22 protein-coding genes are annotated in these 26,458 nt (G+C 43.2%); 16 read left to right on the forward strand and 6 right to left on the reverse strand.

Annotation, left to right across the window (positions count from 1 at the left end):
- The first annotated feature begins 107 nt into the window (after positions 1-107).
- Complete coding sequence (locus AC5JM2_RS20045) at positions 108-779, forward strand: energy-coupling factor ABC transporter ATP-binding protein (RefSeq protein WP_210615997.1); 672 nt, start codon at positions 108-110, stop codon at positions 777-779.
- Positions 780-844: 65 nt separating this feature from the next.
- Here the strand turns inward: AC5JM2_RS20045 and AC5JM2_RS20050 are convergent, their stop codons facing one another.
- Entirely contained in the window at positions 845-1,099 is a 255-nt protein-coding gene (locus tag AC5JM2_RS20050) for a hypothetical protein (protein WP_169263891.1), read from the reverse strand.
- A 213-nt stretch (positions 1,100-1,312) separates the two neighbouring features.
- Here AC5JM2_RS20050 and AC5JM2_RS20055 point away from each other — a divergent pair, with 213 nt between their 5' ends.
- From AC5JM2_RS20055 to AC5JM2_RS20075, 5 genes are all read left to right on the forward strand, one after another.
- The gene (locus AC5JM2_RS20055) at positions 1,313-2,050 is read left to right on the forward strand and encodes a phycocyanobilin:ferredoxin oxidoreductase (RefSeq protein WP_495836608.1); all 738 of its coding nucleotides are present in this window, start codon (positions 1,313-1,315) and stop codon (positions 2,048-2,050) included.
- Between the two features lie 658 nt (positions 2,051-2,708).
- On the forward strand, positions 2,709-4,127 hold the full coding sequence (locus AC5JM2_RS20060; protein WP_495836735.1) for an HlyD family secretion protein: 1,419 nt from the start codon (positions 2,709-2,711) through the stop codon (positions 4,125-4,127).
- Positions 4,128-4,176: 49 nt separating this feature from the next.
- Entirely contained in the window at positions 4,177-5,328 is a 1,152-nt protein-coding gene (gene devC / locus AC5JM2_RS20065; RefSeq protein ID WP_495836609.1) for an ABC transporter permease DevC, read from the forward strand.
- Positions 5,329-5,557: 229 nt separating this feature from the next.
- Positions 5,558-6,265, forward strand: coding sequence for a DevA family ABC transporter ATP-binding protein (locus AC5JM2_RS20070; RefSeq protein WP_495836610.1), 708 nt, complete (start codon positions 5,558-5,560; stop codon positions 6,263-6,265).
- A gap of 344 nt (positions 6,266-6,609) precedes the next feature.
- Positions 6,610-7,410 carry an HAD family hydrolase gene (locus tag AC5JM2_RS20075; protein ID WP_495836611.1) on the forward strand — a complete coding sequence of 267 codons (801 nt, stop codon included), beginning with the start codon at positions 6,610-6,612 and terminating at the stop codon, positions 7,408-7,410.
- Positions 7,411-7,770: 360 nt separating this feature from the next.
- On the opposite strand, the gene AC5JM2_RS20080 is transcribed toward AC5JM2_RS20075, so the two are convergent.
- Entirely contained in the window at positions 7,771-9,096 is a 1,326-nt protein-coding gene (locus AC5JM2_RS20080) for a hemolysin family protein (RefSeq protein WP_495836612.1), read from the reverse strand.
- A 593-nt stretch (positions 9,097-9,689) separates the two neighbouring features.
- On the opposite strand from AC5JM2_RS20080, the gene mfd reads away from it, so the two are divergent.
- The 8 genes from mfd to AC5JM2_RS20120 all read left to right on the forward strand — a co-directional run bounded on the left by mfd (position 9,690) and on the right by AC5JM2_RS20120 (position 21,783).
- On the forward strand, positions 9,690-13,274 hold the full coding sequence (gene mfd / locus AC5JM2_RS20085) for a transcription-repair coupling factor (RefSeq protein ID WP_495836613.1): 3,585 nt from the start codon (positions 9,690-9,692) through the stop codon (positions 13,272-13,274).
- A 153-nt stretch (positions 13,275-13,427) separates the two neighbouring features.
- Positions 13,428-13,661, forward strand: coding sequence for a hypothetical protein (locus tag AC5JM2_RS20090; protein WP_048868226.1), 234 nt, complete (start codon positions 13,428-13,430; stop codon positions 13,659-13,661).
- 21 nt (positions 13,662-13,682) lie between these two features.
- A complete protein-coding gene (locus tag AC5JM2_RS20095) occupies positions 13,683-13,901 on the forward strand; it encodes a PIN domain-containing protein (RefSeq protein ID WP_495836614.1) in 219 nt (72 codons plus the stop codon).
- Between the two features lie 444 nt (positions 13,902-14,345).
- Positions 14,346-14,762, forward strand: coding sequence for a hypothetical protein (locus AC5JM2_RS20100; protein ID WP_495836615.1), 417 nt, complete (start codon positions 14,346-14,348; stop codon positions 14,760-14,762).
- Positions 14,763-14,868: 106 nt separating this feature from the next.
- A complete protein-coding gene (locus AC5JM2_RS20105; protein WP_495836616.1) occupies positions 14,869-18,654 on the forward strand; it encodes a CHAT domain-containing protein in 3,786 nt (1,261 codons plus the stop codon).
- Positions 18,655-19,722: 1,068 nt separating this feature from the next.
- Positions 19,723-20,094: a Mo-dependent nitrogenase C-terminal domain-containing protein gene (locus AC5JM2_RS20110; protein ID WP_495836617.1), complete on the forward strand. Its 372-nt coding sequence runs from the start codon at positions 19,723-19,725 to the stop codon at positions 20,092-20,094.
- Positions 20,095-20,655: 561 nt separating this feature from the next.
- Positions 20,656-20,928 (forward strand): cupin domain-containing protein, encoded by a 273-nt coding sequence (locus tag AC5JM2_RS20115; RefSeq protein WP_495836618.1) that lies wholly within the window; start codon positions 20,656-20,658, stop codon positions 20,926-20,928.
- 108 nt (positions 20,929-21,036) lie between these two features.
- A complete protein-coding gene (locus tag AC5JM2_RS20120; protein ID WP_495836619.1) occupies positions 21,037-21,783 on the forward strand; it encodes a creatininase family protein in 747 nt (248 codons plus the stop codon).
- 352 nt (positions 21,784-22,135) lie between these two features.
- On the opposite strand, the gene AC5JM2_RS20125 is transcribed toward AC5JM2_RS20120, so the two are convergent.
- Positions 22,136-23,527 carry a malic enzyme-like NAD(P)-binding protein gene (locus AC5JM2_RS20125; RefSeq protein WP_495836620.1) on the reverse strand — a complete coding sequence of 464 codons (1,392 nt, stop codon included), beginning with the start codon at positions 23,525-23,527 and terminating at the stop codon, positions 22,136-22,138.
- A gap of 343 nt (positions 23,528-23,870) precedes the next feature.
- Between AC5JM2_RS20125 and AC5JM2_RS20130 the strand changes: the two genes are divergently transcribed.
- The gene (locus AC5JM2_RS20130; protein ID WP_495836621.1) at positions 23,871-24,695 is read left to right on the forward strand and encodes a protein kinase domain-containing protein; all 825 of its coding nucleotides are present in this window, start codon (positions 23,871-23,873) and stop codon (positions 24,693-24,695) included.
- A 35-nt stretch (positions 24,696-24,730) separates the two neighbouring features.
- Positions 24,731-25,318 (forward strand): PsbP-related protein, encoded by a 588-nt coding sequence (locus AC5JM2_RS20135; protein WP_495836736.1) that lies wholly within the window; start codon positions 24,731-24,733, stop codon positions 25,316-25,318.
- A gap of 121 nt (positions 25,319-25,439) precedes the next feature.
- Here AC5JM2_RS20135 and AC5JM2_RS20140 read toward each other — a convergent pair whose 3' ends face one another.
- From AC5JM2_RS20140 to AC5JM2_RS20150, 3 genes are all read right to left on the reverse strand, one after another.
- A complete protein-coding gene (locus tag AC5JM2_RS20140; RefSeq protein ID WP_495836622.1) occupies positions 25,440-25,928 on the reverse strand; it encodes a PIN domain-containing protein in 489 nt (162 codons plus the stop codon).
- A complete protein-coding gene (locus tag AC5JM2_RS20145; protein ID WP_495836623.1) occupies positions 25,918-26,172 on the reverse strand; it encodes a UPF0175 family protein in 255 nt (84 codons plus the stop codon). Before AC5JM2_RS20145 ends, AC5JM2_RS20140 begins: the two co-directional genes overlap by 11 nt.
- A gap of 103 nt (positions 26,173-26,275) precedes the next feature.
- Positions 26,276-26,431: a hypothetical protein gene (locus tag AC5JM2_RS20150; RefSeq protein ID WP_495836624.1), complete on the reverse strand. Its 156-nt coding sequence runs from the start codon at positions 26,429-26,431 to the stop codon at positions 26,276-26,278.
- Positions 26,432-26,458: the final 27 nt, after the last annotated feature.

The following is a 26,458-nucleotide window of genomic DNA, read 5'->3' on the forward strand; positions in this document are numbered from 1 at the left end:
AGATTGAGGTTGCCAGCGTCTTGAATCCTTGTAAATTTTTCGGGATTTTACAGTAGCTGGCAGTGTAGTTAATAGGTATGTTGCTGACTTTTTGGTAAACTTAACAAATGCTCTATCTGAGAAACCTCATTTATCATCCCACGGCTTGCCCAACAGCTATTCTTAAATCAATTAACTTGGAATTACCATCCCAACAACTGGGTTTAATTATTGGACCGAGTGGTTCAGGTAAAAGTACATTACTCGAAATTTTGTCTGGACTTGCCGAACCAACATCAGGTTCACTCTTCTGGCGCGAACAAGAACTGACCGCTGAGCAGATGCAACAACTGGCTGGTTTGGTCTTTCAGTTTCCTGAGAGGCATTTTTGCGGCGGTACTCTTTTAGAAGAATTGCGCTTGGGACATCCAGAGTTAGGAAAAGAGCGAGTTACGCAAGCACTTGGAGAAGTAGGTTTAGAGCATTTATCACTGAGTACATCACCTCATGCTTTGAGTGGAGGTCAGCAGCGGCGTTTAGCTTTGGCGGTGCAGTTGATTCGCCAGCCACATCTATTATTGTTAGACGAACCCACAGCTGGCTTGGATTGGTCAATGCGTCGGCAACTGGTAAATTTATTAGCGAAACTGAAAAAAAATTGGACACTGCTGGTTGTGACACACGACGCAGGGGATTTGTTGCCAATAGCAGACCGTTGTTGGACTCTCAATCACGGTGAACTCAAATCAGTTGATCCTCTCACATTGGGTGCAGCGAAAGAAGCTCAACCAGCAGTGTAATATACCAGTGGGGATGAGGAACAAAGCGAGCAGAGGATCTTGTGCAGAAGGAGAATAATTTTTGACTAATGACTGAATTGACTGATGTGCAATTGTGCTTCCCCATGATCTGGAATCCAGGCTAACCACTCTTGACTTGAAACGTGGCACAGTAGCAGTGCTTCGTCAAAACTGTAGGGGTTGGGAAGTTCCAACAGCTTTACCCAACTATAAGCCTGGAAATCCTCTGGAGATTCTGTGGAGAAGCACTTGTTTAACCAATTTAGATTGTGCCAGGAGCTTTCTATGGCATGATCTGATTTACTTGAATCTAATTTCATGGCTCTGCTTAGCCTTCTTTAGTGGGCTAAAACCAAATTATTTCTGTAACTAAGAATACAAAATAACTCCTATTTTTGAAAAGCGAGTGTTTTATAACTTTACATTTGTCAGTTGCAAGTGTTTGGTTGTGTTGCGAGCTACCTCGGGTGAGACTTTGTGAACGGTAGACTAATAACTGAATCACATTACCCGGTTAGAAATCCCATAAGATTATGACAACAACTCCTTTACCATCACTGCGCGAGCAACAACATCCGCTGATTCGTCAACTAGCAGATTGTATAGAAGCAGTGTGGCATAAGCACTTGGACTTATCGCCTTATCATTTGCCTAATGAATTTGGGTATGTGGAAGGTCGGCTAGAAGGTGAGAAGCTGACGATTGAAAACCAGTGCTATCAAACACCCCAGTTTCGGAAAATGCACCTGGAACTGGCAAAGGTGGGAAATATGCTGGATATATTGCACTGCGTGATGTTTCCCCGTCCAGAGTACGAACTGCCAATGTTTGGTTGTGATTTAGTTGGGGCTAGGGGTCAAATAAGTGCGGCGATCGCAGATCTTTCTCCAGTCAACTCCCAGTACACTCTCCCAAAATCATATACTTCTGCACTGGCTGCACTCCCTCAATTGAACTTTTCCCACCCGCGAGAATTGCCTGAGTGGGGAGACATTTTTTCAGACTATTGTGTTTTCGTTCGTCTGAGTTCTCCTGAAGAAGAAAATCTGTTTCTCTCTCGCACTCGGGAATTTTTAGAAATACATTGCATGCAAGCCACAGCATCCCAACCCCTTCCATCAGAACAGGCGATGCTAAGTTTGGCTGGACAACGTAACTACTGCACAAAACAGCAGCAGAACGACAAAACCCGCCGCGTACTGGAAAAAGCTTTTGGTTCAGATTGGGCAGAACAATATATGACGACAGTTCTGTTTGATATACCAAGTTAGTGCAAACTCAACAATCAAAAACTTCTTGTCTTTCCTAGGGTTTCCATCTTCCTATCTGTAGGTTCTGCTACGTTTTCAAGCAACTTACAAATGTAGAATTCATTTAACTTAAGCAAAATCGAGTCACAAAATCCTTCAATGTAACCTTCATTTCCAAACAGCTTGTCTATGATGTTCTGGGTTAAGTTGGAATGAGCTGCCGTTAACTCAAAGCCAATCAGCTTACCTCGTTAATCATACTTTTTTTCTCAAAGACAATGCAGTTGTTACCCAGTTTTGTTTGCTATCTATTCAGATAGACAAACCAAACTGTTGTAACTGTGTTAGGACTTACGCAAGAACTAGTCGTGAAACTCTTATTCCTATCCTAGGGACAGCCCTATGCCTGCGGCAAGGCTACGCAAGAGTGGGTATGTCTATGGCTGACGCCACAGCTATCGCCGTTAGCGCAGTATCTCCGTAGGAGATACGACACGGCTTCGCTGTGCTTTGTGGTATGCCCTAAGAGTCACGCTGCGCTTGAGCGCAGGGTGTGCAAAGGACATAGACAAGAGCGTCTGTGCAGGAGATAGGTTTTTTCATTATTTGACTTAATTCTATTGCGCCTAACTCACTTTTTTAGTTTGTATATGCAAAATTCCAACTAATGGGCAATATCATGTCAAGGGTGAGTGATAACTCAAGCGTAAGGGAGCAGTTTCTTGATAATGATAAACCACAGATTTGGTGGTTAATTGCTGTAACCTTGCCAGTCATAGTTGCAACTGGAGTCCTAAGCATAGCCAAAATGGAGCAAGTGAAAAAGTTGAATCCGCCCGTATCCAGTGCGCCAATCACAAGTATAAATGCTTTGGGGCGTTTGGAACCACAAGGGGAAGTTTTTAAACTGTCTGCACCAGTGGGAGTCCAAGGAACGTCGCGAGTAGAACAAGTTTTTGTCAAAGAAGGAGAGCAAGTTAAAAAAAATCAAATCATTGCTATTTTGGATAACTTCTCCAGTAGCCAAGCCGCAATGGAAGAAGCTAAGGCAAAAGTGCAAGAAGCCCGTGCCAATTTAGCAAATGTCAAAGCAGGTTCACCAAGAGACATTGAGGCTCAAAGAGCCGTCATTGCTCGCCTGGAAGCACAATTACGTGGGGAACTAGATGCTCAACAAGCAACAATTAATCGCCTGCAAGCAGAGTTAGGCGGGGAAAAAACTGTCTTAAAAGCAACAATTAATCGTATCCAAGCTGAAGTTCAAGGGCAAAGGGATGCTTTCCAAGCTACGGTTTCGCGTATACGAGCTGAACAACGTAATGCCGAAGTCGATGCTCAACGCTATCAGATGTTATACAAAGAAGGTGCAATTTCTCAGCAGGAACGTGATAGAAGGCAATTAGGCGCGGAAACTTCGACTCAGCAACTTGCTGAAGCCCAGGCAAACCAAAAACAAACAGTTGCAACTTTACGACAGCAACTTGCTGAAGCTAGAGCCAATCAAGTAAAAACTATAGGAACTTTGCAACAGCAACTGGTTGAAGCTAGAGTCAATAGGAACAAAATTCTCGCAACTTTGCAAAGACAAATTGATGAGGAAAGAGCCAAATTTAACAGAATAAAAGATATTCGTCCAATTGATTTACTAGTTGCACAAGCACAAGTTAGTAATGCGATCGCTGCACTCAAGAAAGCACAAGCTCAATTGAATTTAAGCTATATCAAAGCTCCAATTTCTGGCGAAATTATTAAACTTCATACGAAAGCTGGAGAGAGCATCAATACAAATGGTATTGCTGAGATTGGACGGACTGATCAGATGGTAGTCATAGCTGAAGTTCCCGAAGACAGTATTAGTAAGGTGCGCCTTGGTCAACGAGCTGTAATAACCAGTGATAATGGTGCTTTTGGCGGAGGATTACAAGGAACTGTTGCTGAAATTGGTAGGCAAATTGGCAAAAAAGATGTGTTAAATACAGATCCAGCCGCAGATGTTGATGCCAGAGTAGTAGAAGTGAAAATTGTCCTGACTCCACAAGATAGTAAAAAAGTGACAGGCTTAACTTACGCCAAGGTGGTTGTTGAAATTAATCTTTGAAAAATCAATTGTTCATGCGCTAACAACTAACAACTGAGGACAAAAGATAATGACAAAAATCCCTCTGGCTTGGTTACAACTGAAGCGAGAAAAAACTCGTTTAGCTGTAGCTCTGGCAGGAATTGCCTTTGCTGATATTTTAATGTTTATGCAGCTTGGTTTCCGGGATTCTCTATATTTTAGTAACGTCCGACTTCATACAAGTTTACAAGCCGACATTGTTCTCATCAATAATCAATCTAATGCTTTGCTTTCCATGAAAGGTTTTTCCCAGAGGCGTTTATACAAAGCTTTAGATTTACAAGCAGTACAAAGTGTGTATCCAATTTATCTAGATTATACTGCCTGGAAAAATCCTTTAACGGGTCGTTCTCGTAACCTCCTAGTGATTGGAATCAATCCAGCCGTCAACGTCTTAGATTTACCTGGAGTTAAAGAAAATTTAGATAAACTTAAACTGCCAGATGTTGTTTTATACGACCGTTCTTCTAGACAGGAATATGGACCGATCGCTACTGAATTTGAACAAGGAAAAACTGTAGTAGCAGAAGTCAATAGTCGAAGAATGAAAGTAGGGGGACTATTTACTTTAGGTGCTTCTTTCGGAGCAGATGGAAATTTAATTACCAGTGATTTAAACTTTTTGCGAATGTTCCCCCTTCATAAGTCAGGATTAATTGATATCGGTCTGATTAGATTAAAACCAGGAGCAGATGCAACCACTGTTGCTCAAACTTTGAAAAAATATTTACCTAGAGATATCAAAGTTTTAAGTAAGCAAGAATTTATTAATTATGAGAGATATTACTGGGAAAGTAGTACAGCAATAGGTTTTATTTTCACTTTAGGCACTATTATGGGTTTCATAGTAGGAACTGTCATTGTCTATCAAATACTTTATACCGAGGTAGCGGATCATTTAGCGGAATATGCAACCCTAAAAGCAATAGGGTATACACAAAAATATTTGTTAATTGTTATCCTACAAGAAGCTTTAATTTTAGCAATTTTAGGATATATTCCAGGATTTGCTATAACTATGTTTTTGTATGACCGGGCGAGAGATGCCACACTCTTACCAGTTTTGATGAGCGTTGGACGAGCCGTAATGGTACTCATTTTGACTTTTATTATGTGCTTTATCTCTGGCACTATTGCTATGCGTAAGTTGCGTTCTGCTGACCCTGCGGATATTTTCTAAAAAGTATCTAAGATTGAACTGAGTAAAAGAAGGATAGTTATATAGCAATCCTAAATCATTTATAAACAATTCCTGTTCCCCTTCGGGTTCGCCAGTCCCCCAATCTCCTGCGGAGACGCTTCGCTAACGTGACGGAGACCGCCAAGACGGGGGCTGGTCTCACCTGTTAAGCGTTCCCTGCCCTCATGAGACAATTTACAACTCAAATAGGACTACTATAGATATATTTATGTTTGATAAAGAACCAGTAATTTCCATAAAACATATCAACCATTATTACGGCAAAGGCATATTAAAAAGACAAATTCTCTATGATATTAATCTGGACATTTACCCAGGAGAAATTGTTATTATGACTGGACCATCTGGTTCAGGTAAGACAACATTACTGAGCTTGATTGGCGGTTTGCGGTCTGTGCAAGAAGGAAGTTTACAATTTTTAGGTATAGAACTATATAAGGCTAGCCAGAAAAAACTGGTCAATATTCGACGAAAGATTGGTTACATTTTTCAGGCTCATAATTTGTTGGAGTTTTTAACTGCTAGGCAAAATGTGCAGATGGCGGTAGAGTTGAATAAATTTATTTCTCACCAACAAGCCATTGCTAAATCAGAGGCCATACTAAAAGCAGTGGGTTTAGGAGAACGGATTGATTACTATCCAGAAAATCTTTCGGGAGGACAAAAACAAAGGATTGCGATCGCCCGCGCTTTGGTGAATAATCCCCCATTAGTACTAGCAGATGAACCTACAGCGGCTTTAGACAAGCAATCAGGACGCGATGTTGTGCAATTGATGCAGCATCTTGCTAAAGAGCAAGGAACATCTATATTGTTAGTCACCCACGACAACCGCATTTTAGATATAGCTGATCGGATTGTGGAAATGGAAGATGGTCTTTTAGCCCGTGATTCTCAAGGTAAAGTCAATAATTAGGGGTGTAAGGGTGTAATACCATTTCACGAAATCCTTGATACAAATGATTAGTCTGTAATTCTTTCTCCCCTGCTCCTCTGCTCCTCTGCTCCTCTGCTGCCTATTTGTATCAACCTTAAAGTGAAACGGTATAAGGGTATAAGGGGGTAGGGGGGTAAGGAAAACAATTGGTGAGACCAATTCTGATACCAATTTGAAAAAAGAATGCGACAGATAGAATGCTAAAAGTAATTACCAGTAAGTCTTTTACAATCCAAAATCTAAAATCCAAAATCCAAAATCCAAAATGGTATGAGTGCCATCTTGCTGTAAATTAGTGTTTGACAGCTTTTTGCTAAACTTTTATGCACAGACTCCTGCCCTTGTCTGAGGTTTCATCGACTCAATGCTTTAGCAACGTTCGTCTGGTCGCTACGGATATGGATGGTACCCTGACCAGGAAAGGAAAATTTACCAGTGAGTTATTGCAAAGTTTGCAGGATTTAGCAACTGCTGGTATCAAGGTGGTGATTATTACCGGACGGAGTGCTGGTTGGGTCAATGGTTTAGCGTATTATCTGCCCATTGTTGGTGCTGTAGCTGAAAACGGCGGTTTGTTTTTCTTGGGTGGAAGTGACAAACCAGTTACTTTAACACCCATTCCTGACTTAATAGCACATCGTCAACACTTGGCATCGGCTTTTCAACAATTACAAACTCAATGTCCCCAGATCCAAGAATCTGCTGATAATCGATTTCGCGTGACTGATTGGACATTTGATGTGCAATCTTTAAGCACAGATGAACTCAAAACCCTGAGTCATCTATGTCAGGAAATGGGTTGGGGTTTTACCTACAGTAACGTACAGTGTCACATCAAACCTCTGGGACAAGACAAGGCAAATGGGTTATTACAGGTGTTGCAAGAATACTTTCCTGAGTACAATACTCCAGAACAAGTTGTGAGTGTTGGCGATAGTCCCAACGATGAAAGTTTATTTGATCACCGTTATTTTCCACTGTCTGTAGGTGTGGCAAATGTGCTGGAGTATGCAAATCAACTTCAGCATCACCCTGTATATATGACTTCGGCTGCTGAAGGAGAGGGTTTTTGTGAATTGGCGCAAATGATTATAGATGCAATACCGCAAGCTGTTAGTTTGTAGGGTGGGCATTGTTCATGCCCAACGCCAGATGCCTCAACGCGCTTAACCCGCGCACGGTGAGACAGCGCGAATGACGGCTCTCCCGCTCTCACGGCGACTGCGTATGCGCAAAGCGCACGCCCAGAGGTCTAAAGCGCAGCGGAACCGGAGGTTCTCCCCGATAGCTGTAAGGCGTGGCGTTAGCCATAGGGCACTGGCTCACGCCACATGCCTCAACGCGCTTAACCCGCGCACGGCAGTGGCTCCCCTACTTCATTGTTAGGACTTACGCACGAGTTAAGAAAGAACAAGACTGTGAGATTGCTTCCTTACGTCGCAATGACACAACTACGTTTCCCTTGCTTGAGCCTGATTGTGATACTAATCTAATTTCTCATTATTACCAGATTTCGCTTCCTGAGGCACAACGAGAACTTTATCAACACGGTTACCATCCATATCCATGACTTCCAAGCGCATACCTTGCCATTCAAAATGATCTGCTGCTGAGGGTATGCGACCTAGATGCGCCATGACAAAACCACCTAATGTTTGATAACTTCCTCGGTGTTCGGACGACAACTCCTCAACATCGAATAGTTCAAAAAAGTCATCAACACCCAACATACCATCCAACAACCAGGAACCATCCTCTCGTTGCACTATTTGAGGGTCTTCTTGGTCATCAACAGAAGGAACATCACCAACGATTTCTATCATGACATCGTTAAGAGTGACTAATCCCTGAATCACACCATATTCATCCACGACTAGCGCCATGTGAGTAACGGTTTGCTTGAACAACTCCAAAACTTTCAAGCCTCGGGTGCTTTCTGGCACATATACGGGTTGTCGTAATCCTACTGTTAAATCCAACTGCTCACCACAGAAACTTCGGGCTAACAAGTCGGTGACTGGGATGATACCTAGCACGTTGTCAAGTCCCCCCTGACAAACTGGATACCGGGAATAAGTGCCATCAATAATCTTTTGGCGGTTTTCTTCAGTAGAGTCCTCCAAATCCAGCCAAAGAATATCTGGTCGGGGTGTCATAAACGAACTAACGGGGCGATCGCCCAAGCGAAAAACTCGCTCGACCATATCTTGTTCTGCTTCCTCAAAGGTTCCCTCCTCAGTACCTTGTTCGATTAAGACTCTAATTTCTTCCTCTGTCACGAGTGGCTCTTTGGACGGTCTGGTACCCAACAACCGCAGCACCGTATCAGTAGCAAGACTTAGTAAATAAACTACAGGAGACGTTAATTTAGACAACGTAAGCATCGGTATAGCGATAACGGAAGCAATAGGTTCCGGGTTGTTTAAAGCCAGCCGCTTAGGTACCAGTTCACCAAGAATTAGTGTCAAAAATGTAATAACTAAAATTGCTAATCCTTTAGCCAGGTGTTGCTTATAATCTGCCTGCAAAGGGATAAAATTTAGAATAGGCGTTAGTCTCTTGGCGATAGTTTCTTCACCATAGGCACCAGACACGATGGTCAGGAGTGTGATCCCAATCTGAACAGTTCCTAGAAACTGATTCGGCGAGGATGCCAGTTCCAAAGCGACGCGTGCTTTAGCATCACCCCGGTCAGCAAGTTGTTGTAGACGCACCTTTCGTACTGAGAAAATCGCCAATTCTGACATGACAAACACAGCATTGGCAAGAATTAAAAGAACAATAATTAGAATTTCGATTGTTGGAGACATCTGTAAAAACTGCCGATACTATCGGCAAACTGTGCTTAACCTTAACCTCTTAGTATCTAGTATGCAACGTGTGATTACGAAACACTCTGCATACAAAAAAGTCATAAATTATAAGTCATAAATTAGCAGCTTAAGACTGATTCGTATATGAACCATGAGTCAGTGGAATAAGTGGTCATTGTACCAGGTATTCATGACCAAGAAAGGGGTGTAGGGGGATAAGAAGAGACTGTTTTTTGGTACATCCATATACCCCAGAGCCAAGGGGGTTTCAAGCCCCCACTAAATCAAAGATGAGCGTGGTTTTTAATTGGTGGTGGATCCGGTGCCCCCACCAATTACTCCCCTACACCCTTACACCCTTACAACGCCAGGTGCCTCAAGTCGGGAAACCCGGACGCCAGATACCTACGGAGGGAGACCCTCATCAAGTACTGGCTCCCCACAGCACTGGCTCCCCTTACCCCCTTACACCCGCGCGTTGTTGACTCTATAGCTAGAGTTCTTTCTGTGTCTAGACTTTTAAAATAGTTGAGGTAAGCGTTAGTATTATGCTTGCCTGCGAGAAGGACTTCTTCATAATTTTGTGATCTATGGCATTTTCTTCCATTGTGCGTGCTTTGGGGCGTTCTGCGCTCACCACTGAACTCCTCTCTAAACTTAATCGGCAACAAGAGTTGCTCTTAAGTGGCATTCCTCGCTTACCCAAAGGTTTGGTCGCTTCGGCGTTGGCTCAAACCCAGAGCAAGAATTTGTTCGTGGTCTGTGCGACTCTGGAGGAAGCCGGACGCTGGACAACACAGCTAGAAGCAATGGGGTGGCAAACGGTACATTTCTACCCAACCTCCGAGGCGTCCCCATACGAACCATTTGACCCGGAAACTGAGATGACTTGGGGGCAGATGCAAGTCCTTGCGGATTTGATACAACTTGCCCGAGGAAGAGATGAGGGAGTAGAAGAGGGAAAGAGCGAAGGAGGGAAGGAGAGCCAACAGTCCCTCACTCCCTCACTCTCTCTCCCCTTACCCAAAATGGCGGTTGTCGCTACTGTCGCCGCGCTACAACCTCATCTACCACCGGCAGAAGCTTTTAAACCTTTCTGCTTCACCCTGAAACGTGGTATGGAATTTGACTTGAAGACCTTCAGTGAAGAAATCACAAAACTGGGGTATGAAAGAGTTCCTTTGGTGGAAACAGAAGGACAGTGGAGTCGGCGCGGCGATATTGTTGACGTGTTTCCTGTGTCCTCAGAGTTACCCGTACGACTAGATTGGTTTGGCGACGAAATTGAGCAGATACGGGAATTTGACCCAGTAACCCAACGTTCTGCCGCCCTTGACAAAATAGACCAGTTGATCCTAACTCCCACTAGTTTTGCTCCCATTCTGATGACAGCACTGAAAGATAGTGCTGAGTTCCAAGTATTGAGTGCTGAATTAAGTGATAACTCAGAAGTTGAGACTCAAGACTCAGAACTCCTTGAGGGTAACCGTCGCTTTTTAGGGTTAGCTTTTGATAAACCTGCTTCCCTGTTAGATTATTTACCTGAAAATACGTTAATTACTATTGATGAACCAGAACAGTGTCACGCCCACAGCGATCGCTGGGTAGAAAATGCCGAAGAACAATGGGAACTGCTTCTCAGCAAGGGAAATGAGGAGATTTCCACGTTATTGCCAAAAATTCATCGCTCTTTTGACGAATGTCTCGCTGATACAGCAAAATTTCCCAAACTAAATCTATCAGAACTGGTCGAGGAAAACAGCGGCATTAATCTTGCCAGTCGCAGGGTGCCAGTTATGCCGCACCAATTCGCTAAAATTGCAGAAACACTGCGACAAGAACGCGATCGCAACTTCTCGGTTTGGCTAATGTCTGCCCAACCTTCGCGTTCTGTGTCCCTGTTGCAAGAACACGACTGTCCCGCCCAGTTTATTCCTAACCCCCGCGACTACCACGCAATTGACAAGCAACAAATTAATCACACACCAGTCGCCCTCAAATATTCCGGTCTTGCTGAACTCGAAGGTTTTATTTTACCTACGTTCCGGGTGGTCGTCGTTACTGACCGTGAATTTTACGGTCAGCACTCCCTGGCGACTCCCAGCTACATCCGTAAGCGGAGAAAAGCTGCTTCTAAACAAGTTGATCCCAATAAGCTGCGTCAGGGAGATTTTGTCGTTCATAAGAACCACGGTGTAGGTAAATTCCTCAAGTTAGAAAGTCTCACACTTAACGACGAAACCCGTGAGTATTTGGTGGTGCAGTATGCGGACGGCTTATTACGTGTCGCCGCAGACCAAGTTGGTGTTTTGTCGCGCTTGCGTACGACAAACGAGAAACCACCAGAACTCAACAAAATGACGGGTAAGGCTTGGGAAAATACCAAGAATAGAGTCCGCAAAGCGATCAAGAAATTGGCAGTGGACTTACTCAAGCTGTATGCATCGCGATCGCAACAAAAAGGCGTTACTTATCCACACGATACACCTTGGCAGCAAGAATTAGAAGACTCGTTCCCCTACCAAGCCACAATTGATCAACTTAAAGCGACTCAGGATGTGAAACGCGATATGGAAAGCGATCGCCCAATGGATCGCTTAGTTTGTGGGGATGTTGGTTTTGGAAAAACAGAAGTTGCGATTCGCGCTATTTTCAAAGCTGTCACCTCTGGTGGAAAACAAGTAGCACTGCTTGCACCCACCACCATCCTGACTCAGCAACATTACCACACCTTAAAAGAACGCTTTGCGCCCTACCCGATTAACGTTGGGTTACTCAACCGCTTTCGGACTGCTGAGGAACGCCGCGATATTTTGAAACGATTGGCGACAGGAGAGTTAGATATCGTAGTCGGGACACACCAACTTTTAGGTAAAAGCGTAGCCTTCCGCGATTTAGGACTTTTGGTAGTTGACGAAGAACAGCGGTTTGGCGTCAACCAAAAAGAAAGAATCAAAAGCTTGAGAACTCAGGTTGATGTACTGACTCTTTCTGCAACTCCGATTCCCCGTACCTTATATATGTCCTTATCGGGAATTCGGGAAATGAGTTTGATTGCGACACCACCCCCATCCAGACGACCGATTCAAACTCATTTGTCACCCATGAATTCAGATAGCATACGCACTGCAATTCGTCAAGAACTCGACCGAGGGGGACAGGTGTTTTACGTTGTTCCACGAGTTGAGGGAATTGAGGAAATAGGAACAGAGTTACGGGAGATGATACCGAGTGCGAGAGTTGCGATCGCCCACGGTCAAATGGATGAAAGCCAATTGGAATCAACAATGCTGACTTTCAGCAATGGTGAAGCGGACATCCTTGTTTGTACCACAATTATTGAATCTGGTTTGGATATTCCGCGAGTCAACACTATTTTAATTGAAGATGCTCACCGCTTCGGACTAGCTCAACTGTATCAACTACGGGGTCGTGTTGGTCGTGCAGGAATTCAAGCTCATGCATGGTTATTTTATCCCAAACAGCGGACGTTATCCGACGCCGCACGCCAGCGGTTACGAGCAATCCAGGAATTTACGCAACTGGGTTCAGGGTATCAATTAGCAATGCGGGATATGGAAATCCGGGGTGTGGGTAATTTGCTTGGTGCAGAACAGTCAGGACAAATGGAGGCGATCGGTTTTGATTTATATATGGAAATGCTAGAAGAAGCTATCCGTGAAATCAGAGGGCAAGAAATTCCTAAAGTTGATGATACCCAAATTGACCTCAACCTGACAGCGTTTGTCCCAGCCGATTACATCACCGATTTGGATCAAAAGATGAGTGCTTACCGTGCGGTTGCAGCTGCAAAATCTAAAGAAGAATTATCGCAGATTGCTGCTGAGTGGAATGATCGATATGGCGCAATTCCTAAACCAGCGACTCAACTGTTGCGGGTGATGGAACTCAAACAGCTGGCGAAGAAACTAGGATTTAGCCGGATTAAACCAGAAAACAAACAGCACATCGTTTTAGAAACGCAAATGGAAGAACCTGGTTGGAAGAACTTGGCTCAAAATTTGTCGGAAACCCTCAGATCACGCTTTGTTTACTCTCCTGGTAAAGTGACAGTGCGGGGTTTAGGAGTAATGAAAGCAGATCAACAATTGCAAACGTTGATTGATGCTTTGGGTAAGATGCAGGGTGCTGTTGTGGAGGAGGCGGTTGTTTAAAATGATGATAAGTAACTCAACCTAATAAACGTAAAATGTCATTACGTTAGCGCAGCGTGCCCGGAGGGCAGCGAAACGCAGTGTAGCGAAGTAATCGCAAATAATCTATTTTACGTTTTTCAATGTTGACTTACTTATCTAATTCAAAATTAAATGGCATACAGTGAGTTTATGTATAAAGTTCTGCAAGCTACTTGTGAAAATGGCAATCTCATACTGAAGGAAAAACTAAGTTCTGAAATGGAAGGTAAAACCCTCAAAATAATTATTGTAGAGACAGATGAGCTTGAAGCAAAGAAAGAACGATTTTTTAGTCTTTTAGACAAACATTCATTTGCTCTGCCCGCCAATTATCAATTCGATAGAGAGGAACTGCATGGCAGATAAAGTGATGATAGACACCAACCTTTGGGTCTATCTATATGCAAAGATCCTCAAGAAAAATATCTAAAAGTTAAAAAAATAATTTCTGAGAATTTTGATTGCTTGACTGTCAGCACTCAGATTTTAGGGGAACTTTATAATGTTTTAACAAAAAAGAATTTGACATCAAAAGAAGAAGCAAAACAAATCATTCAGGAAATTGCTACGAATTTTATTTTACAGTTTTGGAAATTGATACTTTAAAAGTCTTGACAGCACTAGACATAAATTCAGGATATGGATACTCTTATTGGGATAGTTTAGTTATATCTACGGCTTTACTTAGTAATTGCAGCATTCTCTACTCAGAAGATATGCAAAATAACCAACTAATAGAAAAGAAAACAAGAATAGTCAACCCATTGACTGACGTGTAGTTAGATTTTATACTATATTTTTGACTTTCCTGGTAAAGTGACAGTGCGGGATTTAGGAGTGATAAAAGCAGATCAACAATTGCAAACGTTGATCGATGCTTTTAGTAAGATGGTTTCTTGCGTTATGGAGGAGGCGATCGCCTAAAAGGAGAAGTTGGCTAGTAGTAAGTGCTGTTTTCGCGCTTAGCGCCTACTACGAACTTTAATTTCCTTATGCCCTAGTTACGTAATGAGTCATGACTTATTCATCAACTTTTTTGGACAACCCAATATGACTAATATCTTTGCTCCTGAAGAAATTGACACCTTATCCTCAGAAATTGATAACCAACTTAGCGAACTCAGAACGAGATCTATATCAGATTCCAAGGAAGGAGAAACCGAAGGAACCAAAGCATTACCTGTTAAGCAAAGCCAAGTCATTGAAAAAATTACTCAAGAAAACCCCGAAAGTTTTTTGAAAAAATTTGCACGGGCAGCTAAGAGTGACTTGTGTGAACAAGGAGGCGTGCTAAATACTCAGTGGAAAAAGTGGGCTGATCTCAATAATAAAGATGTGATAGATAAGTTTGGCATTGCTTTGGTAGCACTGGGATTTTCTGGTAATATGCTGCAAATTCTGGTTGTTGCTGTTGCCGTGATTGTGATTCATATTGGCGTTAAGGCATTTTGCGAGAATTATTCTTAATATTTTTGTTTTTGGACTGTAAACCGATTATTTCTGGAATTCTAAGTAAGGAGTTTGTATCTATACTCAAGAGAACTCCCACATTTAGCCCTCAAAGTAGCAACCTATGGAATTAAATCTGCGCTTTCCAGAAATCAATCAAGTGATTGTCAAACTTGATGAGCAAGAAACTGAGAGGCTACCTTTTACTTCACCGTTGAGCGCAGAAGACCAAGAAAATATTCGCTGGTATTTAGAAACTTATTCAACGCATTATACCACAGATGTGGATGATGCAAGGGCAAAAGAAATAGCTGATAAATTGGCGCAATGGGGCGAGGATTTGTTTAACGCTGTCTTCCAGCCTCGGACTGCCCAGCGGATATTTAATGATTTCCAGGATGAAGCAGAACCAGGACGCTTATTAACCATCAGCGCCAATCATCCGATAATTTTATCGCTTCCTTGGGAATTGTTGCGTGACCCAGAAGGAACGTATTTATGCCATGAAAATCCGCGAATTTCGATTCGTCGGCGCTTGGCAGGGGCGGGAGGTGGTCGAAGACCGTTTAAAGTTAAGGTAAAAGATTGTTTACGGTTGCTGTTTGTGGTGAGTCGTCCCAGTGATGCGGGGTTTATTGATCCGCGTGGTGAGGCGCAGGCGGTTTTGGAGGCGATCGCACAAGAAGCAGCCGGACGAGTTGAGGTAGAGTTTTTGCGTCCAGCGACGTTGGATAATTTGGTAGCGCGGTTGGAAGACTCCCGCAAACCCCCTGTGGATATTGTGCATTTTGATGGGCATGGGGTGTTTGATGTTGATGGGCGGTTTCATGAACGGGCAAAACACAGCGATCGCTTAGCAGCAACAAAAGGCGATCATCAAAATAACGGCAATACGGGTTATCTGTTGTTTGAGGATAAAGAAGGGAAAACAGCCCTGATTACTGCCGAAACTTTGGGTGATATGCTGAACCGCCAAAAAGTCGGGTTAATTGTCCTGTCTGCTTGTCAGTCAGCGGCGATGGGTGGTGAGGATGGAGAAGATGCAATGGGTTGTGTCGCCGCCAGGTTAACTCATGCGGGAATTCCAGCGGTGTTGGCGATGACTCATTCGGTATTGGTGACAACCACCCAGCAATTGTTTGCCAAATTTTATCAGGGTTTGGTGTCGGGCGTTGGTATGGGCGAGGCGTTGGATAATGCGCGGCGGGACTTGTATCTCAACCGGGAACGCGGGGAACGACAACGGGGTGAGGAACGGATAACTCTAAAATTGCAGGACTGGTTTTTACCAGCACTCTATCAAGCCGGTGGAGATACACCGTTGTTAACTTCTACTCTCCACTCCTCCCCTCTCCCCCTCCCCGACTCCTCCTCATGGGGAAATTTGCCGCCTTTACAAGAAGCAGGATTTTTTGGTCGCAGTCGGGAATTGTGGGAGATAGAACGGTGGTTTGTGCAGGGGACACGCCGCTTAACAGTTTCGGGTTTTGGTGGACAGGGAAAAACCTATCTCGTTCAAGAAGCAGGACGCTGGTTGCACCGCACAGGGATGTTTGAGAAAGTGTGTTTTGTTGATTATGCTGCCTTCCAAGGTGTGGATGCGGTAGGATTGGCAGTCAGTACCCTGGCAACAGTGTTGGAAAAGAATTTAATTGATGCTGCCGCAGCAACTCAGGCATTGAGAAACCAAGCAACTTTGCTGATTTTAGATAACTTGGAAAGCTTGTCCCCGGAACCTTTACAGGAACTATTAACCGTGGCGAAACAATGGTCTGAGGTTGGGGAATGTCGGGTGTTAATCACGACTAGAACGCCAGATTTTACCCATCCTGATTATCTCACACAAGGTAGTCGCAAACATATTTCCTTGCCGTTGGGAGGTTTGGGACGAGAAGATGCTTTGGCGTATTTCCAGAGTTTGATCAAACTGCCCCCAGCACCCAAAGTTGACCCGCCCAAACGCGAGGTGTTGTTGGAATTATTTAAGCTGGTGGATTTTCATCCCCTGTCGATTGGTTTGTTAGCGAGACAGTTGAAAATGCGTCGTCCAGCAGAGTTGGGACAAAGGTTGGAAGCGTTAATTGCCCAAACACCAGATAACCCCTTGTTGGCGTCGTTGAATTTGTCTTTGGAAAAGTTGGACGCTGAGGCGATGCAGTTATTGCCTCGGTTGGGCGTGTTTCAGCGTGGGGCGTTTGAGAATATGCTGCTGGGTATCACTGAATATTCTGAGTTACAGTGGCAAAAGCTGCGTCCAGCATTGGAAGCTACTGCTTTGATTCAGCCCGAACGCCTGCCTGGTGTCCGCTTTCCTTATCTCAAGTTTCACCCGACTTTAGCCCCTGCTTTGTGGTCGCGTTTGTCATCAGAAGTACAAACAGAACTGCTTGCCCGTTATCGGCAGCAATATTGTGTACTGTCTGCCTTTTTGTATGAGGAAGATAGCCAAAATCCCCATCAAATCCGTGCCATTGCCCAATGGGAATTGCCGAATTTACTCTATGCAGTTCACGGGGCGTTGGATGCAGGTGAAAAATGGGCAGTGGATTTTGTTGACTATGTAAACAGATTTCTCGACTACTTCGGACTCAACCGCGATCGCACTTTACTCACCCAACGGCTTGCCCAGTTAACTGAAGAAGTCGGTTCCGAGAAATGGTATCTCTCGCGTACTAATTTAAGTGAACAATTATTCAATGCAGGGCGCTATCAAGAAGCGGCGCGAGTGTTTGGTGAGATACTGGCAGGATTGGGTGAGCAACCGAATTATCACCGCTGTGTTACTTTAACTCGACTGGGGCAGTGCTTGAATGAACAAGGACAAGCATCACAGGCAGCAGAAGTCTTGCGTCAGGGGTTGGCAGAGGCGCAACAATTGGAACAGTCTGATAATGTGAAGCAACTGATAGGAATTTTGCAGGGTGATTTGGCGAATGTGCTGACGGATATGGGAGATTATGGTGAGGCACGCATCGCTTATGAGGCGTCATTGACTATTAAAAAAGAACTGGGAGACTTTCGTGGTGCTGCGCTATCAAATGGAAACCTTGGCACTTTCGCCCTGTTGCAAGGCAACCTTTCAGAAGCCGAACAGCGTTACCGTGAAGCACTAACGACTTTCCAGCAACTGCGTGAACCAGCAAAGGAAGCAGTGTTTTGGCATCAACTGGGTATGGTGTACCAAAAAGACAAGCAGTGGGACGCTGCGGAAAATGCCTACCGACAAGCAGCACAGATTCAAGAATCTCAAGGTAATTTGGCAGGTGCAGCAACGACTTGGCATCAATTAGCTGTAGTCAATCAAGATGCTGGCAAACTGACAGAGGCAGAGGCTTGGTATCGCAAGGCAATTGAAGCTGCAAAAGCAACAGGAAATTGGTTGAAAGTATCAGGGTCACTCAACAACCTTGCTAACTTATTACAAAACCAACCGCACCGCTTAACCGAAGCACGGCAATTGGCAGAAGAGGCATTAGCTATCGACCTAAGCTTAGATCCCGCTGCGGCTGAGATTTGGAAAACCTATAGTATCTTGGCTAAGATTGCCGACAAACAGGGCGACACTACCCAAGCACGGGAATATCGTCGTCTGTCGCGACAAGCAAAGGCGGCGTTTGCCGGGACACAGTATGAGTTGTGGAATTTTGGGCAGTTGATTGCTTGGGTAGTAGCCGCTGTGGATGATGCAGAAGCGAGGCAACAGCTAGAACCTATGCTGGAAGAATTGGTGAAAGAAGAATTGGTGAAAAATGGTTTGGGTAATTTCGTAACTGCTATCCATCGCATATTAGACGGTGAGCGTGATCAGGAGGTGCTGTGTGAGCCGTTGGATTGGCAAGATTCTATGATTATCTTCGCTATCCTGCAAGGTATTGCTGATCCCCAGTCGCTTGAGGCGTTGTTGGAATGATCTTGATGGGGTGATCGCGTGATACGGAATTACATCGTTGCGAGTTCCGCGATCACAGAACGTAGACGCCGGAGGGGGCTTCCCGCAATCTGCCGCAATCTCAAACCTTGATTTTACGTTTTCAGTGCGTAATATCAAGCCCGGTTAATTACCCGTAATAAATTGACCCCACTCGCCTATCGGCACCCTCCCCTGTCCCAATACGGTTCGGTTAGCTTGTTTATCTCAAGGGAAATCCCCCCAACCCACGCGCTTGTGCTACAACGGGGAGATCCCCCCAACCCCCCTTAAAAAGGGGGGCTAGTTTAAGCCGTCCGTCGAACTCACGTTAGTTTACTCTTTTACCCCCTTTTTAAGGGGGTCGCCGCAGGCGGGGGGATCTTATTCAAACCATATTGGGGCATGAGTAATACGAAAGCTACTTATAATATCATCTCCGTTCAAAGAACCGTCATTGCGACCGAAGGGAAGCAATCCCAAAATCTTGCGATTGCCACGCTCCACTGCGTTCCACTCGCAATGACATATTAAGGGTGATTTGCCGGACATCATATAAGTCCTGACAAATACATTTGCAAATGCTTCCCAAACTTTGTGCAGACTGCTACATAGCTCATTTATGTCTTGGTATTTTGTGATATATCTCACACCAAACTAGTGAGCCAATAGTTATAATAAGAAGTATATATAAATCACATCAGAATAATATATAGCTTAGGTATGAGCTAAATGATTCTTCTGGACAAAAAAACTACACCTCAAGGTGGTATGTGGTTTTTGCTGAGGTCGTTTACATTCAAAATATGAAACGACAATAACAAATTTAAGATTTCAATCAGTATAAAAGCTTTCTTTATAATTTTTTTATAGTATTGTATTAGGGTGAACAGTTTTTCACAGTACGGTCAGTTTAAATAAAAATGATATACGGTGTTTACAAAACTAAATCTTCCGTGTATACATATATTTGGTATTGCCATGATTCTGTTTCAAAAGCTAGGTAAATAGATTTTATGGACAGCCAAAAACCCGTAACCAAACCATTCAAATTTTAAGGTGAACTTAGCTATGACTGCTCTCAAAACTCCAAATCGTGGTCAACGTATTTTCTTCCCTGGTTTTGTTCATTCTGAGTTGCAAGCTCATCAAACACTCAATCCAAATCAAATAGCTCAACCGAAAGTTGATTTACTTCAACCATTGCGTCGTAAGCTTGATTCTTTAGAAATTAAAAATCCGAAATTGGCGAAGTTTCTTGCAAGAATGATCCCGGCTCAATGTCCTTTTGAGCGAGATATCCTGCTGTTTGGTCGCAAAATTGCCCACATTCCCCCAATGTGCAAATTAAATCCGCTGTACGACGAACTTGTGGGATTACGTTTTCGTGCTTTGTGTTATTTGGCTGATGTTTGCGGTGAGGATATTCAATCTTACTGTTAAACTGTGAAAAAAATCACTTATGTAAGGTCACAACTTGGCTCGCAGTGCAAGTTTTATCTTATATATGATCGATGTCTTTGCGTCAGCTTGCTCCTCCGTTATAATGATTGCATTCTCACACGACTTGTACACCGTCAGATAATACTCACACCAACGACGATTAATGTCTGCCAGTGCCAATCGTGAGATTATTGCCAACCATAGAGCACAACAGTACTGAACCATCTCCAATAGTTGAGTTATCTCCCGCCTCCAAAGAACCGTGAAAGACGATCTTATGATCTTCTAGCACCCTCAAGAGCACGGAAAGTAACGCGGTTTTCTATTCTCAATTTTGCCAATGATAATTGATGAACCTTCACCAGGCTCAACAAGTCATACCATGTTGGATTTTAGATTTACCGATTGTGAAAGAGTTACTGGTAATCGCTTAATGCGTTTTATTTGTCCCAATCATTTTTCTAATAGGTGTCAGCTAGGTTGCTTTGTTGAGCCAAGGTTATAATTTTCCACAGAAGTGATAGCTTCTTTGAATATCACCTTGGCTGAAGGGAACAAACAATGGAGATTAACGTAGAACATCAACCGAGCATTGAGCAGCTTAACGAACTGGGTGTGTTCAAATGGGGGATTTGGACAAAGGAAGTCTCAAAGTTCCCTTGGACTTATGACACTCAAGAAACATGCTATTTTTTAGAAGGTGATGTCATCGTTACACCTGAGGGTGGCGAATCAGTGCAGATGGGTAAAGGTGATTTGGTGACTTTTCCGGCTGGAATGTCCTACACTTGGGATATTAGAAGCGATGTCAAGAAACATTATTGTCTTGATTAGTCAGTCATTTAGGAATTATTGAATTAAGAGTATTTCCAGAATTCCTAATTCAGCATTTAATAATCTATCCTTAAAAAGGTGCAACCTTCATAAGGACGTGGAAGAAAAATGTTATTGCATTTAAGCACCTGGCAGGAAGTCGAGGCTTATCTCCAACAGTCTAGGGGTATTATTTTCCCTATTGGTTCCACAGAACAACACGGACCAACAGGATTAATTGGGACAGATGCGATTTGTGCGGAGGCGATCGCCCGTGGTGTGGGTGAAGCGACTCAAGCAATAGTAGGTCCGACAATTAATGTGGGCATGGCATTACACCATACTGCTTTTCCTGGTAGTATAAGTCTGCGTCCCAGCACGATGATTCTAGTGCTGCGGGACTACATCACCTGTTTAGCTAAAGCTGGTTTTACAAAATTTTACTTTATCAACGGACACGGCGGTAACATAGCCACCCTCAAGGCTGCTTTTTCTGAAATATACGCCCACTTGGAAGATATACAAATTCCCAACGCGCAACGAGTGCAATGCCAAGTTGGTAACTGGTTTATGTGCGGTTCAGTTTACAAGTTGGCAAAGGAATTATATGGGGATCAAGAAGGTTCCCATGCAACACCAAGCGAAGTTGCAGTGACTCAATTTGTGTATCCAGAAGCGATAAAGCAAGCACCTCTTTCAGAAGAAGTTGGTACTGGACACAGAATTTATGGTGCTGCTGACTTCCGCCAGAAATATCCAGATGGCAGAATGGGTTCAAATCCGGCTTTGGCGACACCTGAACATGGGAAGCAGTTATATGAATTGGCGGTGAAAGAACTTAGCAACTGGTATTTGGAGTTTTTAAACGCGGATTAAATGATGAGAAGATTTGATCCCCTTATGTTTTTAAAAAGGGGACTTTTATCTTCCCCTCTTTTTTAGGGTTGGTTGGAGGGAGGAAAATTTTATATTGTTTCTGGTTGAATCTGAATAATTCAGGACTTACGCAAAATCATGAAAAAATAAACCGCAAAGGACGCAAAGAGCACAAAGGTAAGAGGGTTTAAGAGGGTTTTTGCGTAAGTCCTATAATTAAAAAACCGCAGAGGCGCAGAGAACACAGAGGAAGAGAAAAGAGAAATCATTTCAATGCAAACAGATTTACAGCACATTGCAAGTAAAGGACGGGCGAGATGCCCATCCCACAAGACTTTTCTTGATGAGTTAATTAACCGCGAGCAATACCCTCTTGACGCGCCGCACGTTGCACAGCACCAGCAACAGCAGTCACGACTCGCTCATCAAATACAGAAGGAACGATGTGTTGTCTATTAAGGTCTGAGGGTTTAATTAAGGATGCGATCGCACTCGCTGCTTCCAGATACATTGTGGTAGTAATTGTTGCAGCCCGACAATCCAAAGCACCACGAAATACACCCGGAAATGCCAAAACATTGTTGATTTGATTCGGGTAATCACTACGACCTGTTGCCATAACTGCAACATCGTCTTTGATCAACTCTGGCTGAATTTCAGGAATCGGATTTGCCATTGCAAACACGATTGGGTCTTTTGTCATAGAGCGCACCATTTCTGGTGTTAAAACGCCCGGTGCACTCAAACCAATAAAGACATCTGCACCTTGTAAAGCACCTGCCAGGGTTCCTTGAGCCTTGACTGCAAATTCGCGCTTTTCTTCTGTCAAGTCAGTGCGACTGGTAGAAAGAATACCTTTCGAGTCGCACATCCAAATTTTTTCTGCTCCTGCTTTTCTAAGTAACCGGGCGACAGCTACACCAGCAGCCCCAGCACCGTTAATCACAATGCGGATGTCTGCCATTGACTTTTGTACTACCTTGAGAGCGTTAAACAACGCTGCTAAAGTGACAATTGCCGTACCATGTTGGTCATCGTGAAAAACGGGGATATCTAATTCTTGCCGTAGTCTTGCTTCAATTTCAAAACAGCGGGGAGCAGCGATATCCTCTAAATTGACACCCCCAAATACCGGAGCAATATTTTTGACAGCTTCGATAATCTTGTCAGTATCTTGGGTATCAAGGCAGATAGGAAAGGCATCAATCCCAGCGAATTCCTTAAACAGCATAGCTTTGCCCTCCATAACTGGTAAGGCGGCTGCTGGACCAAGATTTCCCAACCCCAAAACAGCAGTGCCATCAGTAACAATAGCAACAGTGTTTCGTTTGATGGTGAGGTTGTAAACTTCTTCTGGATTTTCGGCGATCGCAGTACAGATTCTTCCAACTCCTGGCGTGTAAGCCATCGACAAATCAGACACACTTTTTAGGGGAATTCTGCTGGTAATGCTGATTTTCCCGCCACGATGCAAATTAAAAGTGCGATCGTAGACATTGAGTACCTTAACATCAGGCACAGCTTTCACCGCTTGCACAATTGTCTCAGCATGATCACTACTAGCTGCATCAACGGTGATCTCGCGAATGGAAATAGCCCTTGTTTGCTCGATTAAATCAATTTGACCAAAATTACCGCCACTGGTAGCTATAGCCTTGGTTACGTTAGCCAACATTCCGACGCGGTTAGGAATTTCCAAGCGGAGTGTCAAGCTAAAACTAGAATTAGGAGTCAGATCTGCCATGCTTTGTTGATTGTGGGTTTTAGATTTAGATTTTAGACCAAATATTTCTAATTAATACTTATTTTCTCCATCTCCACCCAGCTGTGTTACTTCTTCCACTCCCAATACGTTCGGATAAGCGATCCTATCTGATTTCTGAAAATTATTAACCGCCAAGACGAGGCAGTGCGTTGCGGGGGTTCCCCCCGTTGTAGCAACTGCCGTGCCAAGAACGCCAAGAAAAGAAAGAACAGAGAATTTCACAAATGATTTAGGATTGCTATATCTTCTGCTAAATCACATTCTGTGCCACAATCGGTATCAAGCATCAGGTGAGGAACTTGTGCAGCTTTAGGTGAATCAAATGCTGGGAACAACGCTCCGAGAGCGCTACGAAATTATAAAATTTTTGGGAACAGGGTTTAGTGAGACTTATCTGGCTCAAGATAAAGACTTACCTGGCAAACCATATTGCATAGTTAAGCAACTCAAGCCCCAGCTTTCCGATCCGTTTGTCTTGCAAACAGCCACACGTTTATTTGAAACGGAAGCACAAGTCCTGTATAAGTTGGGTAACCATGACCAAATTCCGCGACTTTCAGCGCATTTTCAGGAAAATGGAGAATTTTATTTAGTTCAAGAATTTATAAACGGTGATATTCTAAGCAACGATCTTATACCAGGTAAACAGTGGAGTGAAGATAAAGTTATTAACTTTTTGCAGGATATTTTAAAAATATTAGAGTTTGTTCATCGGCAGAATATTATTCACCGCGATATTAAACCTTCAAATATTATTAGACGTACCTCAGATGGCAAGTTAGTTCTGATTGACTTTGGGGCAGTCAAAGAAAAAATCAGTACCTTGAAACCTAACTCTCAAGGAGAGACAGTCTCTATTGGCACTCCCGGCTATGTGCCTCATGAACAAGCTATTGGCAATCCAGAATTTAACAGCGACATTTATGCTTTAGGTATCACTGCTATCCAAGCCCTGACAGGAATTTCGCCTAAACAACTCCCAAAAAATCCAGAGACTCATGAAGTTGTTTGGCGAGATTTGGTACAAGTGAAACCTCAGCTAGCAGATATTTTAGACAAAATGGTGCGTTATGATTCTCGTAAGCGCTATCAGTCAGTCAATGAGGTTTCACAAGCGCTTTCAAGCTTAGTCACAAAAAAAAATTAAAGAAGTGGCGAAATAGAAAGATTGCTTTAGCTTTGGTGTTGGTTGCTCTTGTCCCTTGTATAGTTGTTTTGGTTCCAGAAATACGAGAGAAAATATTCGCTTCATCACATAATGATTCATCGTTAACTAAAACTCCATTTTTGACTTATGATAGTTCTAACTATTTTATGCTTAGGATGAAATATCCTAAAAATTGGAAAAGTCAAAATATAGAAGATAGATTTACGGGTGATGTCGCTAAATTCTTTCTTCCTCAAAACAACGATTCAAACTCTTTTAAACCAGAAGTATCTGTAGAAATGGAAGATTTGAAAAAACCTATTTCATTACCTGATTATACAAATTTAAAAGTTAATCAAATCACTCGGTATTTAAAAAATCCTAGAAGGAATGAATCGCATCCAGCTAAATTAGCAAATCTACCAGCACATGAAGTTATTTATACAGGAAAGCAAGAACAATATAATGTTAAGAGGATGGCAGTTTGGGCAGTAAAAGACAACAAAGCATACATCGTGACTTACACAGCGGAAGAAAGTCAATATGATGCTTTTTTAGAAACTGCACAGGCAATGATTAATTCGTTGGAAATTCGCAAAAGTGCGTCCACGCCGTCTAAATAAGAAAAACAAATTCTGCCTTCATATCATGTCTGGATGAACACTTATAAAAAACCAAAAACCTCACCCTGCCCTATCGGGCATCCCTCTCCTTACTAACGAGAGGGAATGAGTGCAATAGGACTTACTCTCCAGCTTGTTGTTTGAGCAAATTCACCACATTATCAGATAACCATAAACCCGCATCGCGTAAAGCTTCAATTCCTTCTGATACGCTCTTAATCAGTCCGCGTCGTTTCGCTCTTATGAGTATGCCTCCTGTACCAATGGTAGTGATGCCCAAGACTTGACCACAACGCCGCGCTGCTCTATCGTCAACAATAGCTGCGCAATCTAAAGTTTTCAAAGCTAGACTCAATACTTGTGATTCTCCGTTGCCTAAATCCCAAGCTGCAACTTCAGGAGCAATCGTAGTCATTTCTACTCGTTGTATCCAAGAGACTCTAGGTAATTGTCTTGATGCAGCATCATCTTCACCTGCGATTGTAACTTCTTCAAATACACCTGAAGGAACTAATATTTCCGCGAACAATTGCGGGAGTAATTCTGCTTGCTGACTTTTAAAGAGCACAATAAGAGGTGAAGAGTTAATGATGATGCGATTAATCGACATTCCCCATTTCCTCAGCTAATTCCTCAGTAGTATATTGCATAAAATCTACTCGGTAACGAGACAAAGCATTAATAAATTCTGCCCGAGTAAGTCCAGCAATTTCTGCAGCTTTACCTTGAGAGACTTCGCCTAATTCATACCATTTTACGGCTGCCGCAATCCGCATTTCTTGGACGAATTCTTCGGGATTTTTGCGGAGAGCAGAAAATACAGTCTCCGGTAATTGGATTGGGACTGTTCTCATAGAAGACTGTTCCTTGTTTACTAAACATTATTTGATATCAGTTCTTTGTCTCGTGCAGCAGGCGCAAACAAGTGCGCAAAAATAGCGAATGAATGCAAGAAATTTACTGACTGCGAGATGGGCGAGATGTTATCTCCTTAATCTTAGGATTTTCTAAAAGCTTTTTCGCATCTGCTATTAGCTTATCGCCCCAGAATTGTTTTTTGAGAAACTTGACATCAGCATACCTTTTGTCTAAGCGCAGGGCTGCTTCTGCCATTGATAAACCCCGTTGCTGCTCTCCTTT

The sequence above is a fragment of the Brasilonema angustatum genome (genome assembly GCF_059505445.1).

Bases quoted from the DNA above. Each gene is read 5' to 3' on its own strand.
- AC5JM2_RS20045 (WP_210615997.1), top strand. From the start codon at position 108: ATGCTCTATCTGAGAAACCTCATTTATCATCCCACGGCTTGCCCAACA.
- AC5JM2_RS20050 (WP_169263891.1), bottom strand. From the start codon at position 1,099: ATGAAATTAGATTCAAGTAAATCAGATCATGCCATAGAAAGCTCCTGG.
- AC5JM2_RS20055 (WP_495836608.1), top strand. From the start codon at position 1,313: ATGACAACAACTCCTTTACCATCACTGCGCGAGCAACAACATCCGCTG.
- AC5JM2_RS20060 (WP_495836735.1), top strand. From the start codon at position 2,709: ATGTCAAGGGTGAGTGATAACTCAAGCGTAAGGGAGCAGTTTCTTGAT.
- devC (WP_495836609.1), top strand. From the start codon at position 4,177: ATGACAAAAATCCCTCTGGCTTGGTTACAACTGAAGCGAGAAAAAACT.
- AC5JM2_RS20070 (WP_495836610.1), top strand. From the start codon at position 5,558: ATGTTTGATAAAGAACCAGTAATTTCCATAAAACATATCAACCATTAT.
- AC5JM2_RS20075 (WP_495836611.1), top strand. From the start codon at position 6,610: ATGCACAGACTCCTGCCCTTGTCTGAGGTTTCATCGACTCAATGCTTT.
- AC5JM2_RS20080 (WP_495836612.1), bottom strand. From the start codon at position 9,096: ATGTCTCCAACAATCGAAATTCTAATTATTGTTCTTTTAATTCTTGCC.
- mfd (WP_495836613.1), top strand. From the start codon at position 9,690: ATGGCATTTTCTTCCATTGTGCGTGCTTTGGGGCGTTCTGCGCTCACC.
- AC5JM2_RS20090 (WP_048868226.1), top strand. From the start codon at position 13,428: ATGGCATACAGTGAGTTTATGTATAAAGTTCTGCAAGCTACTTGTGAA.
- AC5JM2_RS20100 (WP_495836615.1), top strand. From the start codon at position 14,346: ATGACTAATATCTTTGCTCCTGAAGAAATTGACACCTTATCCTCAGAA.
- AC5JM2_RS20105 (WP_495836616.1), top strand. From the start codon at position 14,869: ATGGAATTAAATCTGCGCTTTCCAGAAATCAATCAAGTGATTGTCAAA.
- AC5JM2_RS20110 (WP_495836617.1), top strand. From the start codon at position 19,723: ATGACTGCTCTCAAAACTCCAAATCGTGGTCAACGTATTTTCTTCCCT.
- AC5JM2_RS20115 (WP_495836618.1), top strand. From the start codon at position 20,656: ATGGAGATTAACGTAGAACATCAACCGAGCATTGAGCAGCTTAACGAA.
- AC5JM2_RS20120 (WP_495836619.1), top strand. From the start codon at position 21,037: ATGTTATTGCATTTAAGCACCTGGCAGGAAGTCGAGGCTTATCTCCAA.
- AC5JM2_RS20125 (WP_495836620.1), bottom strand. From the start codon at position 23,527: ATGGCAGATCTGACTCCTAATTCTAGTTTTAGCTTGACACTCCGCTTG.
- AC5JM2_RS20130 (WP_495836621.1), top strand. From the start codon at position 23,871: ATGCTGGGAACAACGCTCCGAGAGCGCTACGAAATTATAAAATTTTTG.
- AC5JM2_RS20140 (WP_495836622.1), bottom strand. From the start codon at position 25,928: ATGTCGATTAATCGCATCATCATTAACTCTTCACCTCTTATTGTGCTC.
- AC5JM2_RS20145 (WP_495836623.1), bottom strand. From the start codon at position 26,172: ATGAGAACAGTCCCAATCCAATTACCGGAGACTGTATTTTCTGCTCTC.
- AC5JM2_RS20150 (WP_495836624.1), bottom strand. From the start codon at position 26,431: ATGGCAGAAGCAGCCCTGCGCTTAGACAAAAGGTATGCTGATGTCAAG.